Below are 14,233 nucleotides of genomic sequence, written 5' to 3' on the forward strand. Positions count from 1 at the left end.
GATCAGCGCGTCGCCCGTCAGCAGCGCGAGCGGCTCGCCGAAGGCCACGTGCACGGACGGCTTCTGGCGCCGCATCGGCGCGTCGTCGAAGCACGGCATGTCGTCGTGGACGAGGGAGGCGCAGTGCAGGAGTTCGATCGCCGCCGCCGCCGCGTCCGCGGCGGCCGGGTCGTCGTCGCCGCAGGCCCGCGCCACCGCGAGGCACAGGCGCGGCCGGATCCGGTGTCCGCCGGGAAACACCGCGTAGCGGATCGCCTCCGCGAGGAGCGGCGGCGCGCCGGGCGCCTCCGCGTGGGCCACGGCCACGTCAAGGGCTCGCTCGATCCTCTGACCGTCGTCCATGGGCGCCTCCGCAGTGTCATTTCGTTTGAACGTCGGAAAGTGTCCACTATGATTGACACTATCGGGGCGCGAGATCAACGGCGGGGTGAGGCGGTGGCGCAGGAACGGGTGGTGGTGATCGGCGCGGGCGTGGGCGGGCTCGCGGCCGCCCTCGGGCTCGCGGCGGCCGGGCTGCCCGTCACCCTGCTGGAGGCCGCCCCCGCCCCCGGCGGCAAGATGCGGCGCGTGCCGGCCGGCCCGCTCTCGGTGGAGGCGGGGCCGACCGTCTTCACCATGCGCTGGGTGTTCGAGGAAATCTTTTCGGAGGCCGGGGCCGACCTCGCCGCCCGGGTGCGGCTCAGCCCCGCCAGCATCCTGGCGCGCCACGCCTGGAGCGGGTCGGAGCACCTCGACCTCTTCGCCGACCCGGCCCGCTCGGAGGCGGCGATCGCGGATTTCGCCGGCCCGCGGGAGGCGGACGGCTTCCGGCGCTTCCGCACCCGCGCGGCCGAGATCTACCGGACGCTCGAAGGACCGTTCATCCGGGATTTCCGCCCCACGCCGGTCGACCTCGCGATGCGGGTGGGGCCGTGGGGCCTCGGCGGCCTGTGGCGCATCCAGCCCTTCGTCACGCTCTGGACCGCGCTCTGCGACACCTTTCGCGATCCGCGCCTGCGCCAGCTCTTCGGCCGCTACGCCACCTATTGCGGTTCTTCGCCCTTCTCGGCGCCCGCTACCCTGATGCTGGTCGCGCATGTCGAGCTCGACGGCGTCTGGACCATCGAGGGCGGCCTGTCGCGGCTGGCAGCGGCGCTCGCGGATCTCGCCGCGGAGCGCGGCGCGATGATTCGTTACGGCGCGCGGGTGCGGGGCATCGTGGTCGAGGGCGGGCGGGTCGCGGGCGTCGACCTCGACGACGGCGAGCGCCTGCCCGCCACCCGGGTGGTGGCGAACGCGGACGTGGCGGCTCTGGCCGCGGGCCTGTTCGGGACGCCGGCCGCGCGCGCCGTCGACCCGGTGCCGGCGGCCGAGCGCTCGCTCTCGGCCATCACCTTCGCGCTCGCGGGCCGGCCCGCGGGCTTCCCGCTCGTGCGCCACAACGTCTTCTTCTCGGACGACTACGCGCGCGAGTTCGCGGAGCTGGCGCACGGCCCGCCGCGGGACCCGACCGTCTACATCTGCGCGCAGGAGCGGAGCGACGAGGCCGCCGCGCCCGCCGGCCCCGAGCCCCTGCTCTGCCTCGTCAACGCACCGGCCCGCGACGGCCCCACGGATCCGGAGGAGATCGCCCGATGCCACGCCACCATGACCCGGCGGCTCTCGGCCTGCGGCCTGACGCTGACGGAGGAGGCCCGCACCACGACCACCCCGGAGGATTTCGCGCGGCTCTTCCCGGCGACGGGCGGGGCGCTCTACGGCCGTGCCTCGCACGGGTGGATGGCCTCGTTCCGGCGGCCGGGGGCGCGCACGCGGCTGCCGGGGCTCTACCTCGCAGGGGGGAGCGTCCATCCGGGGCCGGGCGTGCCGATGGCGGCGCAGTCGGGCCGGCTCGCGGCGGCGAGCATCCTGCAGGACCTCGCTTCGACGCGCCCGTCGCCCCGGGCGGCTACGCGTGGTGGTACGTCGACGGGGTGAGCGACGACGGCCGCCACGGCCTCACGATCATCGCCTTCCTGGGCAGCGTCTTCTCGCCCTACTACGCCTGGAGCGGCTGGCGCGACCCGCTCGACCATTGCGCCGTCAACGTGGTGCTGTACGGATCCCCCGGCCGCTGGGCCATGACGGAGCGCCGCCGCCGCAGCGTGATCCGCGACGCCCGCTCGCTCGCCATCGGCCCGAGTTCCCTGGAATGGGACGGCACCGCCCTGCGCATCCGTGTCGCGGAGGTGACCGCCCCCCTGCCCTCGCGCCTGACGGGCACCATCACGGTGCGGCCGGAGGGGATGACCCCCGGCCCCTTCACCCTCGACGCGGAGGGGCGCCACCGCTGGTGGCCGCTCGCGCCGGCCTCGCGGATCGAGGTGGCGCTGGAGCGCCCGTCCCTGCGCTGGCAGGGCCATGCCTATTTCGACACCAACGACGGCGACGGGCCGCTGGAAGAGTCCTTCCGGAGCTGGACGTGGTCGCGCTCCAGCCTGCGGCGCGGGGCGGCGATCCTCTACGACGTGCTGCGCCGGGACGGCACCCGCCAGAACCTCTCGCTGCGCTTCGACCCGGACGGCACGCCCCGGCCGATCGAGCCGCCGATCCCGGCCGCCCTGCCCCCGACCCTCTGGCGTCTGCCGCGCGCCACCCGCAGCGACGACGGCGCCGCCGCGGTGCTGCGCCGCTTCGAGGACGCGCCGTTCTACTCCCGCTCGCTCCTCTCCGCCCGGATCTGCGGCGAGCCGGTGCAGCCCGTGCACGAGGCCCTGGACCTCGACCGCTTCCGCCACCCGCTGGTGCGGCTGATGCTGCCGTTCCGGATGCCGCGCGCCGCCACATGAGGCTTGCATTTGGTGAGACTCGGCTCCCGGTGAGGCCCGGCTCTTGCCTGTGCGGGCGCGGCGGCGCCAGGTGGGCGCCGGGGTGAGGGACGGGTGCGCGTGATGCTGCCGGCGGTGTTCGATCTGACGCGTCTTCGGGCGCTCTACGCGTCGGGGGCGTTCACCCCGCTCGATCTCGCGGCGGCGCTCGCCGAGCGGATCGCCGCCGCCGACCCGGCCGTGTTCATCACGCCCGTCTCGCCGGCCGCCCTGCGTCAGGCCGCGGCCGACCTGATGGCGCGGGCACCGGAGCCGGGCTCGCTGCCCCTCTGGGGCGTGCCCTTCGCGGTGAAGGACAACATCGACGTGGCGGGGCTGCCCACCACCGCCGCCTGCCCGGCCTTCGCGGTCACGCCGCAGGCGGATGCCGCCGCGGTGGCGCGGCTCAGGGCGGCCGGCGCGCTCGTGGTCGGCAAGACGAACCTCGACCAGTTCGCCACCGGGCTCAACGGCACCCGCTCGCCCTACGGGGCGCCGCGCAGCGTATTCGATCCGGCTTTCATCTCCGGCGGGTCGAGTTCCGGCTCGGCCGTGGCGGTGGCGGCGGGGCTCGCGGCCTTCGCGCTCGGCACCGACACGGCCGGCTCCGGCCGGGTGCCGGCGGCCTTCAACAACCTCGTCGGCCTCAAGCCAAGCCGCGGCCTCATCAGCACCACCGGCCTCGTGCCGGCCTGCCGCAGCCTCGACTGCATCTCGGTCTTCGCGCTCACGGTGGGCGACGCGGCGGCGGTGCGGCGCGTGGCGGAGGGATTCGATCCCGCCGATCCCTACTCGCGCCGCCCCGAACCGCGCGCCCTGCCGGCCATGCCCCGGGTCGGCATCCTAGCGGGGGCCGAGCGGGAGTTCTTCGGCGATGCCGAGACCGAGCGTCTCTACGACGCGGCCTGCGCCCGGGCCGAGCGCCTCGGCTGGACCCTGGTTTCCGTCGACTACGCGCCGTTCCGGGAGGCCGCGAGCCTCCTGTACGACGGGCCGTGGGTGGCCGAGCGGCTGGCGGCCATCGAGGCCTTCGCGGACGCGAACCCGGACGCCCTCGACCCGGCAGTCCGCCGCATCGTGGACTCGGCCCGGGCCTACTCGGCGGTGGAGGCCTTCCGGGGCCAGTACCGGCTGGAGGCTTTGCGCCGGTGCACCGACGCGACCTGGGCGCAGATCGATGCCCTGCTGCTCCCCACCGCCCCCACCACCTACACGGTCGAGGCGATGCGGGCCGACCCGCTCACCCTGAATGCGCGGCTCGGCCTCTACACCAACTTCGCGAACCTGCTCGATTGCGCGGCCATCGCGGTGCCGGCGGGGTTCCGCGCGGACGGGTTGCCGGCGGGCGTCACCCTGGTCGGCCGCGCCTTCGCGGACGACGCGCTGGCCCCCCTGGCGGACGCGCTCCACCGCGACGCCGCCCCGGGCCTCGGGCGCCTGCGCGAGGCGGCGCTGCCGGAGGAGAGCCGGCTCGCCCAGGCGTCCGACGGACGCATCCCCCTGGTGGTCGTCGGCGCGCACCTCACGGGGCTGCCGCTCAACCGCGAAATCACCGATCTCGGCGGCCGCTTCGTGCGCGCCACCCGCACGGCGCCGGATTACCGCCTCTACGCGTTGCCCGGCACCACGCCGCCGAAGCCCGGCCTCGTGCGGGCGCCCGGTTTCTCCGGTCCGGGCCTCGCCGTGGAGGTCTGGTCGCTGGAGCCCGCCGCCTTCGGCCGCTTCGCGGCGGCGATCCCCGCCCCGCTCGGCATCGGCCGCATCACGCTCGCGGACGGCACGGCGGTGTCGGGCTTCCTCTGCGAGGCCCACGCGGTGCGGGAGGCCGAGGAGGTGACGGATTTCGGCGGGTGGCGCGCCTACGTGGAGGCGCGGCGCTGAGAGGGGCGGTGCGGCCCGCGCCTCACCGCGGTCCGATCAGGTGGAAGAAGCTGCCGCTCACGTGCCCGCGCCGGTGGCCGGCGAGGCCGAGCGGGCGGTCCTCGCCGTCGGTGACGCGGGCGAGCGCATCGGCCTCGTCCGGCGGGGCCGTCAGTTCGCTCGCGTAGTGGAACTCGTGCCCGACGAGGCGCGCCCCCGCGCGCCCGAGCGGGCCGTCCGCCAGCAGCGTCGCCACCCGGTAGCCGAGATGCAGCTTGCGCTTCGCGTAGGAGGTGGCGACCGGCAGCAGGCCCGCCATCGCGTGGCGCACCCCCTCCGCGTCCTCCAGCCCCTCGCCGAGCACCATGTAGCCGCCGCACTCCCCGTGGACCGGGCGGGTGCGGGCGAAGGCCCGCAGGCCGTCGAGGAAGGTTGTGGCCGCGCCGAGCCGCCCGGCCTGCAGCTCCGGATAGCCGCCCGGCAGCCAGCAGGCGTCGCAGGTCTCCGGAGGCGCCTCGTCGGCGAGCGGCGAGAAGAGATGAATCTCGGCGCCCGCCGCTCGCCAGCCCGCCGCCATGTGGGGGTAGACGAACGAGAAGGCGGCGTCCCGCGCGAGCGCGATGCGCTGGCCGGGGGGGCGCGGCAGGGCATCGGCGGCCGGCGGCACCCGGCCGGCCGCCGCGGAGGTGATCGCGTCGAGGTCGAGCCCGGCCTCGGCGAGGTCCGCGAGCCGGTCGAGGCGGGCCGCGAGGTCGCCGGTCTCCTCCGCCTGCACGAGGCCGAGATGGCGCTCGGGCAGCACCAGGCTCGCGTCGCGCGCGAGCGCCCCGAACACCGGCAGGCCGACCCGGGCAAGGCCCGCCTCGACGAGGCGCCGGTGGCGCGGGCTCGCGACCTTGTTGAGGATCACCCCGGCGAGCGTCAGGCGCGGATCGTACAGCCGGCAGCCCAGCGCCACGGCGGCGGCCGATTGCGCGGCGCCCGAGACGTCGAGGACGAGGATCACCGGCCAGCCGTAGCGCGCCGCCACGTCCGCGTTGGCGCCGCTGCGGCCCTCCGCGGCCACCACCCCGTCGAAAAGGCCCATCGAGCCCTCGGCGATCACGAGGTCGGCACCCTGCCCGGCCAGCCCGGCCGCGGCGTCGAGGAGCGCGTCCGTCATCGCGAAGCTGTCGAGGTTGACGCTCGGGCGGCCGGTGGCGGCGGCGTGGAAGGCGGGGTCGATGTAGTCCGGCCCGCACTTCGCCCCGGCGACGCGCAGGCCCCGCCGCGCCAGGGCGCGCAGGATGGCCAGCGTCACGGTGGTCTTGCCCGACCCCGAACGGGGCGCGGCGACGAGCAGGCCGCGGGCGGCGGGTTCGGTCACGACGATCTCCCTGTCACGGCGCCCTTTTACCCCGGCGCGCCCGGGTGATACCACGCGCGCCATGGACGACACCCGACCGAGCGGCCCCCTGCGGCGCGGCTGGACCACCGGCGCCTGTGCGGCGGCGGCGGCCAAGGCCGCGTGGCAGGGCCTGCGCACCGGCGTGTTTCCCGATCCCGTCGCGATCCCCCTCCCCGGCGGCGCCCGCCCGGCCTTCGCGCTGGCGCTGGCCGAGCCAGTGCCGGACGGCGCCCGCGCCGGCATCGTCAAGGATGCGGGCGACGATCCGGACGTCACCCACGGCGTCCTCGTGGTCGCCACTGTGCGTCCCGGCGCCCCCGGCTCGGGCGTCGCCTTCCGGGCCGGCGAGGGCGTCGGCACGGTGACCCGGCCGGGCCTGCCGCTGCCGGTGGGCGAGCCCGCCATCAACCCGATGCCCCGGCGCATGATCGCGGCGGCGCTCGCCGAGGCGGCCGAGAGCGCGACCCCGCCCGATGCGGTGGTCGAGATCGCGATCCCGGGCGGGCAGGCGCTCGCCGCGCGCACCCTGAACCCCCGCCTCGGCATCGTCGGCGGCCTCTCGGTGCTGGGCACGACCGGCATCGTGGTGCCGTATTCCTGCGCGGCCTGGATCGACACGATCCACCGCGGCATCGACGTGGCGCGCGCCTCCGCCCTGGCGCACGTGGCGGGCGCCACCGGCTCGACCTCGGAGGCCGCGGTGCAGCGGATGCACGGGCTCGCCGACCCGGCGCTGATCGACATGGGCGACTTCGCGGGCGGCATGCTGAAGTACCTGCGCCGCCACCCGGTGCCCCGGGTCACGGTGGCGGGCGGCATCGCCAAGATGGCGAAGCTCGGCGCGGGCCTGCTCGACCTGCATTCCCGGGCCGGCCCGGTCGACCTCGCGTGGTTGGGCGAGCGCTTGGCCGAGGCCGGCGCCGGCCCGGACCTCGCCGGCCGCGCGCTCGGCGCCAACACCGCACTCGAAGTGCTGCAGATCGCCCGCGCGCACGACCTGCCCCTCGGCGACGTGGTCGCCCGCCACGCCTGGGCCACGGCCGCCCGGGCGCTCGCGGGCGCCGGCATCGCGCTCGAAGTCGTGGTGTTCGACCGCGACGGCGGCCTCGTCGGCCACGCGCCGTTCCATCCGACGGGGTGAGCTGCTATCCGCCGACGGCCCCGCCCGGCCGGAACCGCCGGTCGTAGCCCGCCGCATAGAGCGCGCTCTCGCGAAAATCCTCCGCCCCGAGGGCGGGTCCGACCAGGATCAGCGCCGTGCGCTCCAGCCGCGCCTGCATCGCCTGATCCGCGATGGTCGCGAGCGTGCCGCGCAGCACCCGCTCGTCGGGCCAGGAGGCGCGGTAGACCACGGCCGCCGGACAGGCGGGTCCGTAATGCGGGATCAGCTCGGCGGCGATCCGGTCGATCACGTGGACCGAGAGGTGGAGCGCCAGCGTCGCGCCCGTGGCCGCGAAGGTCGCCAGACGCTCCGCCTCGGGCATCGCCGAGGCCCGCCCGCTCGTGCGGGTGAGGACGACGGATTGCGCCACCTCCGGCACGGTCAGCTCGCGCCCGAGCGCCGCGGCGGCCGCCGCGAAGGCCGGCACGCCGGGGGTGAGCGTGTAGGGGATGCCGAGCGCGTCGAGCCGCCGGGTCTGCTCCGCCACCGCGCTGTAGAGCGACAGGTCGCCCGAGTGCAGCCGCGCCACCTCCTCGCCCCGGGCGTGGGCCGCCTGTATCTCGGCCAGGATCGCGTCGAGGTCGAGGGGCGCCGTGTCGATGCGGCGGGTGCCCGGCGGGCACCATGCCAGGATCTCGGGCGCGACGATCGAGCCCGCGTAGAGGCAGACCGGGCAGCGCGCGATCAGGTCGCGCCCGCGCACCGTGATGAGGTCGGCGGCGCCCGGGCCGGCGCCGATGAAGTGGATGGTCATGCGGGGCCTCCCTCGCCTGCGCTCGCGAGCGCGCAGGTGGCGCCGGGGCTGGCGATGCGCGCGAGCACCAGCCGCCCCTCCGGGCCGGCGGCCGCGAGCGCGGCGGCCTCCGCCAGGGAGCCCACGCCCCGCAGGGCCTCGATGCGGCCCGAGCGCGTCACCCCGCGCCGCCCGGCCTCGCGCAGATCCTCGACGCCGATGCCGACCACAGCGACCCCGAGCGCCGCCGCGGCCGCCCGCACGGCGGCCTCCCCGGCCCGGTCCTCGGCGGTGGCGAGCGCCCCGAGCTGCCCGGCCGCGCAGCCCGCCCGTCCGAGCGCGTCGCGCACCAGCGCGGCGATCTCCTCCGGGCCGGTCGCGTGCCGGAACCCGACGCCCGCGACGATGGGCGGGCGGGCGGCGTCGGGAGCGGAGGGGGCTGGAGCGGAGGACACGCGCCGGGCCGGCGCGGGGGCGGCGCCCTCGCCGGGCGTGCGCAAGGCCCGGGGTGCCGGACAGGGCGCGGGCAGCGCGGGGAACCCCTCTCCCGCATCGCGCGCGGGGAGCGCGGGGATCCCCTCTCCCGTGCGGGAGAGGGGCAGGGGATCGGAGATCCCGCGTGAGGGTCCAGGTGGGGCCGTTGAGACCCTGAAAGCATCGTGAGGGGAGCAGAGCGGGTCAGGCTCAAGCACGAAGCGTGGTGCTGGTAGCGGCAGCGTGGTGTCTTCTTGCGGCCCCCTCCCGGGACCCTCACGCGGGATCTTCGATCCCCTACCCCTCTCCCGCACGGGAGAGGGGATCCCGCGCTGACCGCGGATCCCGCTGATGCCGCGGGTCTCATGGACGCCGCGGGTGACGAGTGGCGGTCCACCCATGTCCATGCCGGCGCCGCTCACCACTTCGCCGCCGCCCATTGCGTCACCGGCATCGCCGGGCGCCAGCCGTGCATCGACCCGACCGGCTCGGCGCGGGCGATCGCGATCCGCCGCAAGGTGCCGCCGTGGCGGCGGTGGGCCTCGATCAGTACCGGTTCGCTCTCCAGCGTGACGGCGTTGGCGACGAGCCGGCCGCCCGGCGGCAGCGCCGCCCAGACGGCGGCGATCACCGCCGGGTCCGAGACGCCGCCCCCGATGAAGGCGGCGTCCGGCGCCGGCAGGTCGCCCAGGGCCTCGGGCGCCCGCCCGCGCACGACCGTCAGGTCCGGCACGCCGAGCGCCCGCGCGTTGCGGCCGATCCGGTCGGCCCGCGCGTCCTTCGCCTCGATCGCCACCGCGCGGTTCGCCGGATGCCGCAGGCACCACTCGATCGAGACCGAGCCGGAGCCAGCACCGACGTCCCACAGCCGCTGCCCCGCCCGCGGCCGCAGGGCCGCGAGGGTCACCGCCCGCACCTCCTCTTTGGTGAGCTGCCCGTCGCTCTCGAACCACGCATCGTCGAGGCCCGGCGCGAGCGGGATCACCCGCGCCTCCGGGCCGCCCGCGACCGCCACCGCGACGGTGTTGAGCGGGTCGATCTCCGTCTCGGCGAAGCCCGCGGCCGTCGCCTCCCGGCGCCGCTCGCGCGGGCCCCCCATCGCCTCCAGCACGGTCAGGCGCGACTCCGCAAAACCCCGCTCGGCCAGAAGCCCGGCGAGGCGCCCCGGCGTCGTCCCGTCCCACGACAGCACCAGCAGCCGGGCGCCGGGCTGGAGATGCGGGATCACCCGCTCCAGCGCCCGCCCGTGCACGGTGAGGCAGGCGCAGTCCGCGAGCGGCCAGCCGAGCCGCGCCGCCGCGAGGCTGAAGGCAGAGGCCTGCGGGTAGCAGGCGATCTCGGCGGCCGGCACCAGCCGGGCGAGTTCGACCCCGATGCCGTAGTGAAAAGGATCGCCGGTGGCGAGCACGCAGGTCGGCTGCCCGCGCCGGGCGAGGATCGCCGGGTAGGCCTCGTGGATCGGGCTCGGCCACGCCAGCGTCTCGGCCGCGAGCGGGGCCGCCAGCGCGAGGTGGCGGCGGCCCCCGACGACGAGGCGCGCCGCATCGAGCGCCCGCGCGGCGGCGGGCGACAGCCCCGCCCGGCCGTCCTCGCCGATGCCCACGATGGCGAGCCAAGGTGTCCCGCTCGAAGCGCTCCCGCTCGACAGGCGGGCCGGCTCAGGCGAAAGAGCGCCCATGCGCATCCTCCTGCTCGGCGGCACCACCGAGGCGAGCGGCCTCGCGCGGCTTCTCGCCGCGAACCCGGCCCTCCGGCCGGTCCTCTCGCTCGCCGGCCGCACCGCGGCGCCGGCCGCCGCGCCGATCGAGACCCGCATCGGCGGTTTCGGCGGGCCGGAGGGGCTCGCCGCGTGGCTGCGAGCCGAGGGCGTCGCGGCGGTGGTCGATGCCACCCATCCCTTCGCGCAGGTGATCTCGCGCAACGCCGCCGCGGCCTGCGCGGTGCTCGGCCTGCCCCTCCTCGCCCTGCGCCGCCCGCCCTGGACGGCGCGCGAGGGCGATCGCTGGCAGGAGGTGGACACCGTCGCCGCCGCCGCGCGGGCGCTGGGCGAGGTGCGGCGCCGCGTCTTCCTCACGGTGGGGCGGCTCGAACTCGCCGCCTTCGCGGCGGCGGCGCACCACGCCTACGTGGTGCGCACCATCGAGCCGGTCGGCGACGCGCTCCCCCTGCCCGATCTCACGGTGATCGAGGCCCGCGGCCCGTTTCCCGAAGAAGCCGAGCGCGACCTGATGCGCCGCCACCGCACCGAGGTGCTGGTGACGAAGAACTCCGGCGGGTCCGCCACCTACGGCAAGATCGCGGCGGCCCGCGCGCTCGGCCTGCCGGTGGTGATCGTGCGCCAGCCCGACGCACCCGCCGCCGCGCGGGTGGAGCGGCCCGAGGACGCGCTGGCGTGGCTCATGGCTCATCGCGCCGCCTCCACCCGCCGGCTGGTATAGACGAAGGACGGCGCGCCTTCCCGCGGCACGAGGCGGGTCGCGCTCGATCCGATGATCACCAGCGTCGCCATGTCGGCCGGCGCGGCGCGGGCCTCGGCGAGGGGCAGGATGCGCAGCGACTCGTCCGGCCGCCCGATCGCCCGCGCCAGGATCACCGGGGTGTCGGGGGCGCGGTGCTCGGCCGCGAGCCCGAGCGCCGCGCCGAGCTGCCAGGGCCGCGCCTGCGAGATCGGGTTGTAGAGCGCGATCACGAGGTCGGCCCGCAGCACGGCGTCGAGCCGCGCCGTGATGACGTCCCAGGGCTTCAGGTTGTCCGAGAGCGAGAGGGCGCAGAAGTCGCCGCCGAGCGGGGCACCGGCCCGCGCGGCCGCGGCCAGCATCGCGGTGATGCCGGGCTCCACCGTGATCGGGAGCGCGCGCCACGCGGGCTCGCCCCCCTCCAGCGCCTCGAACAGGGCCGCCGCCATCGCGAACACGCCGGGATCGCCCCCCGACACCACCGCCACCCGCCGGCCCGCGGCGGCGAGCGCGAGCGCGTGGCGCGCCCGCTCCACCTCGACCCGGTTGTCGCTGCCGTGGCGCACGAGGCCGGGGCGCTCCGGCACCCGCGCCACGTAGGGCGCGTAGCCGATCAGGTCCGTGGCCGCCGCGAGCGCCTCGGCCGCGGCGGGCGTGAGGTAGCGCGGATCGCCCGGCCCCAGCCCGACGACGCAGACCGACCCCCCGGGGCTCCGCCCCGGCCCCGCCGGGGCTTCGCCCCCGGCCCCAGCAGGGGCCTCGGGCCCCTGCACCCCGGGACCGGTCATGGCCGGCGGCCTTCGCCGGGCACCAGCACCATCGAAAAATAGGGCGCCTGGTCGTCGGGCTTGTCGGCGAGCAGCGCGATGCGCTCGCCCGCCATGGTCCCACGCTCGACGTAGACCGCGCGCCCGAGCAGGCCCGCCTCGGCCAGGGCCGCGCGCACCTTCGGCAGGTGGCGGCCGAGCTTCATGATCACGGCGGCGTCGGTCTCGGCGAGGCGGCGGGCCAGCACGGCGGCGGGCAGCGTCGCGGGCAGGACGGTGAGCACGTCGTCGCCCCAGGTGATCGGCGTGCCCGCGCGGGTCCAGCAGCCCGACATGCCGGTGACGCCCGGCACCACCTCCACCGGGAAGCGGTCCTTGAGGCGGCGCCACAGGTGCATGAAGGAGCCGTAGAAGAACGGGTCGCCCTCGGACAGAATCGCCACGTCGCGCCCCGCCCCGAGTTCGTCCGCCATGCGCGCGGCGGCCTCGTCGTAGAACCGGGCGAGTGCGGACACGTAGGTGGCGTCGTCCGGCGGCAGTTCGGTCGTGTACGGGTAGGCGAGCGCCCATTCGCGGGCGGGGTCCTGCACCACCGCGTCCGCGATCGTGCGCGCGTTGCCCCGCCGGCCCGCCTTGCAGAAATGCACGAGGTGGTGGGCGCGCTCCAGCACCCGCACGGCCCGCACCGTCAGGTAGTCCGGATTCCCCGGCCCCATCCCGACGCCGTAGAGCGTGCCGGTGACGCGGCCGGCCGGCCGCTCCCCCTCCTCGGCGGCGCCCGCCCGCGGCAGGTCCGTCACGGCGTCCATCACTCGGCCTCGCTCGCGAGCGCGTTCACGGCCGCCGCCGCCATCGCGCTGCCGCCCCGCCGCCCGCGCACGATCAGAAACGGCACGCGGCCGTCCTCGGCGAGCGCCTCCTTCGATTCGGCCGCGCCCACGAAGCCCACCGGCACGCCAATGACGACGGCCGGCGGCGCGACGCCCTCGTCCAAGAGTTCGAGCAGGCGGAAGAGAGCGGTGGGGGCGTTGCCGACCGCCACGACCGCGCCGGGCAGCCGCGCGCGCCACAGCTCCATCGCGGCGGCCGTCCGCGTGGTCCCGAGCTTCGCGGCCAAGCCCGGCACGCGCGGGTCGCCGAGCGTGCAGACCACCTCGTTGCCGGCCGGCAGCCGCGCCCGCGTCACCCCGTCCGCCACCATGCGGGCATCGCACAGGATCGGCGCGCCCGCCCGCAGCGCCGCCTCGCCGGCCTCCGCGAAGCCGGGCGAGGCCACCACATCGCGCGGCAGGTCGGTCATGCCGCAGGCATGGATCATCCGCACCACCACCCGCTCGGCGGGGCCTGCGAACCGCGACAGGTCGGATTCGGCGCGGATGATCGCGAAGGACCGGGCGTAGATCGCGGCGCCGTCGCGGATGTAGTCGAGGCGCGTGCTCATGCGGGCTCCCGGTCTGGGTGGAGGGCGGCCATCCCGGCGCTGTTTAGCCGCTCAAGCACCGCCTCGAAAGGGAGCACCATGGCCTCCGGATCGCCGGCGTGTCCCGCGTGCACCACCCCGTAGCGCCCGTCCGGCCGGCCGACCAGCGTCAGGTCGGCCCGCCCCGGATGCGCGCAGCCCTTCGGGCAGCCCGAGACGTGCACGCGCACGCCCGCCGGCCGGGGCCCGAGCCGCGCGGCGAGCCGGGCGGCATGGGCTTGCGCGGGCGTGCCGCCGGATGCGCAGGCCGGCGCCCCCGGACAGGCCGCCACCGCCCGGCGCGGATCGTCGGCCGCGACGATCAGGTCCAGATCCCGCGCGGCCGCGGCGAGCGCCGCCGCGGCCTGCGCGTCGCGGGCGACCAGCATCGCGCCGCGCCAGGGCGTCAGGCGCAGGCGTCCGTCGCCGTGCCGCTCGGCGAGGGCGGCGAGCGCGGCGAGGCGCGCGGCGTCGCAGCGCCCGAACGGGAATTCGGCGAGCAGCACCGGACCGCCCACCGGCCGCGGATGCAGGCCGGGCGGCGGCGGGTTGTCTGGCGGCGGGGCGGGGGGGGGGGGGGGGGAAGACTACACCCAGAGGGGNCGGCGAGCGCGGCGAGGCGCGCGGCGTCGCAGCGCCCGAACGGGAATTCGGCGAGCAGCACCGGACCGCCCACCGGCCGCGGATGCAGGCCGGGCGGCGGCGGGTTGTCTGGCGGCGGGGCGGCGGCGGGCGCGAGACCGGCCGCCGCCAGGAGGTCGGCGCGCGCGCCCTCGCCGAGGTCGCGCAGGCGCCGCGCGCCCGACTCCGCGAAGCCGCGCAGCAGCACCGCGAGGGCGTCCGTGAGCGAGGCGCCCGCCGCCGATGCCGTCCAGAGCGGACCGCCGGGAGACGCGAGCGCACACACCCATCCTGCTCGCGCGGGGAACCCTTTTCCCGTGCGGGAGAGGGGCAGGGGATCGAAGATCCCGCGTGAGGGTCCAGGTGGAGCCGCAGTGAAACACGGAGCGTGGTGAGGGGAACGGAGCGAGTCAGGTTCAAGCACGGAGCGCGGGGAACCCTTCTCCCGTGCGGGAGAAGGGCAGGGATGAGGGTCCCGGGAGGGTGCCG

14 protein-coding genes are annotated in these 14,233 nt (G+C 76.8%); 5 read left to right on the forward strand and 9 right to left on the reverse strand.

Going from position 1 to position 14,233, the window contains the following annotated elements; all coding sequences use genetic code 11:
• On the reverse strand, positions 1 to 342 hold a 342-nt coding region (locus tag ACKUB9_RS20945), incomplete at its 3' end, for a polyprenyl synthetase family protein (protein WP_410825889.1).
• A gap of 93 nt (positions 343 to 435) precedes the next feature.
• Between ACKUB9_RS20945 and crtD the strand changes: the two genes are divergently transcribed.
• From crtD to atzF, 3 genes are all read left to right on the forward strand, one after another.
• On the forward strand, positions 436 to 1,956 hold the full coding sequence (gene crtD / locus ACKUB9_RS20950; RefSeq protein ID WP_407526054.1) for a 1-hydroxycarotenoid 3,4-desaturase CrtD: 1,521 nt from the start codon (positions 436 to 438) through the stop codon (positions 1,954 to 1,956).
• Entirely contained in the window at positions 1,953 to 2,807 is an 855-nt protein-coding gene (locus ACKUB9_RS20955; RefSeq protein ID WP_407526057.1) for a carotenoid 1,2-hydratase, read from the forward strand. Before crtD ends, ACKUB9_RS20955 begins: the two co-directional genes overlap by 4 nt.
• 102 nt (positions 2,808 to 2,909) lie before the next feature.
• Positions 2,910 to 4,706 (forward strand): allophanate hydrolase, encoded by a 1,797-nt coding sequence (atzF, locus tag ACKUB9_RS20960; RefSeq protein ID WP_407526242.1) that lies wholly within the window; start codon positions 2,910 to 2,912, stop codon positions 4,704 to 4,706.
• 22 nt (positions 4,707 to 4,728) lie between these two features.
• Here the strand turns inward: atzF and ACKUB9_RS20965 are convergent, their stop codons facing one another.
• Entirely contained in the window at positions 4,729 to 6,051 is a 1,323-nt protein-coding gene (locus tag ACKUB9_RS20965) for a cobyrinic acid a,c-diamide synthase CobB (protein WP_407526060.1), read from the reverse strand.
• A 61-nt stretch (positions 6,052 to 6,112) separates the two neighbouring features.
• Between ACKUB9_RS20965 and ACKUB9_RS20970 the strand changes: the two genes are divergently transcribed.
• Complete coding sequence (locus ACKUB9_RS20970; RefSeq protein ID WP_407526063.1) at positions 6,113 to 7,213, forward strand: cobalt-precorrin-5B (C(1))-methyltransferase; 1,101 nt, start codon at positions 6,113 to 6,115, stop codon at positions 7,211 to 7,213.
• Between the two features lie 4 nt (positions 7,214 to 7,217).
• Here the strand turns inward: ACKUB9_RS20970 and cobM are convergent, their stop codons facing one another.
• The 3 genes from cobM to cbiE all read right to left on the reverse strand — a co-directional run bounded on the left by cobM (position 7,218) and on the right by cbiE (position 10,119).
• A complete protein-coding gene (cobM, locus tag ACKUB9_RS20975) occupies positions 7,218 to 7,988 on the reverse strand; it encodes a precorrin-4 C(11)-methyltransferase (protein WP_407526065.1) in 771 nt (256 codons plus the stop codon).
• On the reverse strand, positions 7,985 to 8,422 hold the full coding sequence (locus ACKUB9_RS20980; RefSeq protein WP_407526245.1) for a cobalamin biosynthesis protein: 438 nt from the start codon (positions 8,420 to 8,422) through the stop codon (positions 7,985 to 7,987). The genes cobM and ACKUB9_RS20980 overlap by 4 nt, the downstream gene beginning before the upstream one ends.
• Positions 8,423 to 8,859: 437 nt before the next feature.
• On the reverse strand, positions 8,860 to 10,119 hold the full coding sequence (gene cbiE, locus ACKUB9_RS20985; RefSeq protein WP_407526068.1) for a precorrin-6y C5,15-methyltransferase (decarboxylating) subunit CbiE: 1,260 nt from the start codon (positions 10,117 to 10,119) through the stop codon (positions 8,860 to 8,862).
• Here cbiE and ACKUB9_RS20990 point away from each other — a divergent pair.
• Complete coding sequence (locus tag ACKUB9_RS20990; protein ID WP_407526071.1) at positions 10,118 to 10,879, forward strand: cobalt-precorrin-6A reductase; 762 nt, start codon at positions 10,118 to 10,120, stop codon at positions 10,877 to 10,879. The two genes, cbiE and ACKUB9_RS20990, sit on opposite strands and share 2 nt — an antisense overlap.
• Here ACKUB9_RS20990 and cobJ read toward each other — a convergent pair.
• The 4 genes from cobJ to ACKUB9_RS21010 are packed head-to-tail and all read right to left on the reverse strand — an operon-like array spanning position 10,846 to position 13,629.
• Positions 10,846 to 11,685 (reverse strand): precorrin-3B C(17)-methyltransferase, encoded by an 840-nt coding sequence (gene cobJ / locus ACKUB9_RS20995; protein ID WP_407526074.1) that lies wholly within the window; start codon positions 11,683 to 11,685, stop codon positions 10,846 to 10,848. The two genes, ACKUB9_RS20990 and cobJ, sit on opposite strands and share 34 nt — an antisense overlap.
• Positions 11,682 to 12,473, reverse strand: coding sequence for a precorrin-2 C(20)-methyltransferase (locus tag ACKUB9_RS21000; RefSeq protein WP_407526077.1), 792 nt, complete (start codon positions 12,471 to 12,473; stop codon positions 11,682 to 11,684). Before ACKUB9_RS21000 ends, cobJ begins: the two co-directional genes overlap by 4 nt.
• The gene (locus ACKUB9_RS21005; protein WP_407526079.1) at positions 12,473 to 13,105 is read right to left on the reverse strand and encodes a precorrin-8X methylmutase; all 633 of its coding nucleotides are present in this window, start codon (positions 13,103 to 13,105) and stop codon (positions 12,473 to 12,475) included. The genes ACKUB9_RS21000 and ACKUB9_RS21005 overlap by 1 nt, the downstream gene beginning before the upstream one ends.
• Positions 13,102 to 13,629: a ferredoxin-like domain-containing protein gene (locus ACKUB9_RS21010; RefSeq protein WP_410825891.1), complete on the reverse strand. Its 528-nt coding sequence runs from the start codon at positions 13,627 to 13,629 to the stop codon at positions 13,102 to 13,104. Before ACKUB9_RS21010 ends, ACKUB9_RS21005 begins: the two co-directional genes overlap by 4 nt.
• Between the last annotated feature and the right edge of the window lie 604 nt (positions 13,630 to 14,233).

The sequence above is a fragment of the Methylobacterium oryzisoli genome (assembly GCF_046557895.1).
Lineage (GTDB): Bacteria > Pseudomonadota > Alphaproteobacteria > Rhizobiales > Beijerinckiaceae > Methylobacterium > Methylobacterium oryzisoli.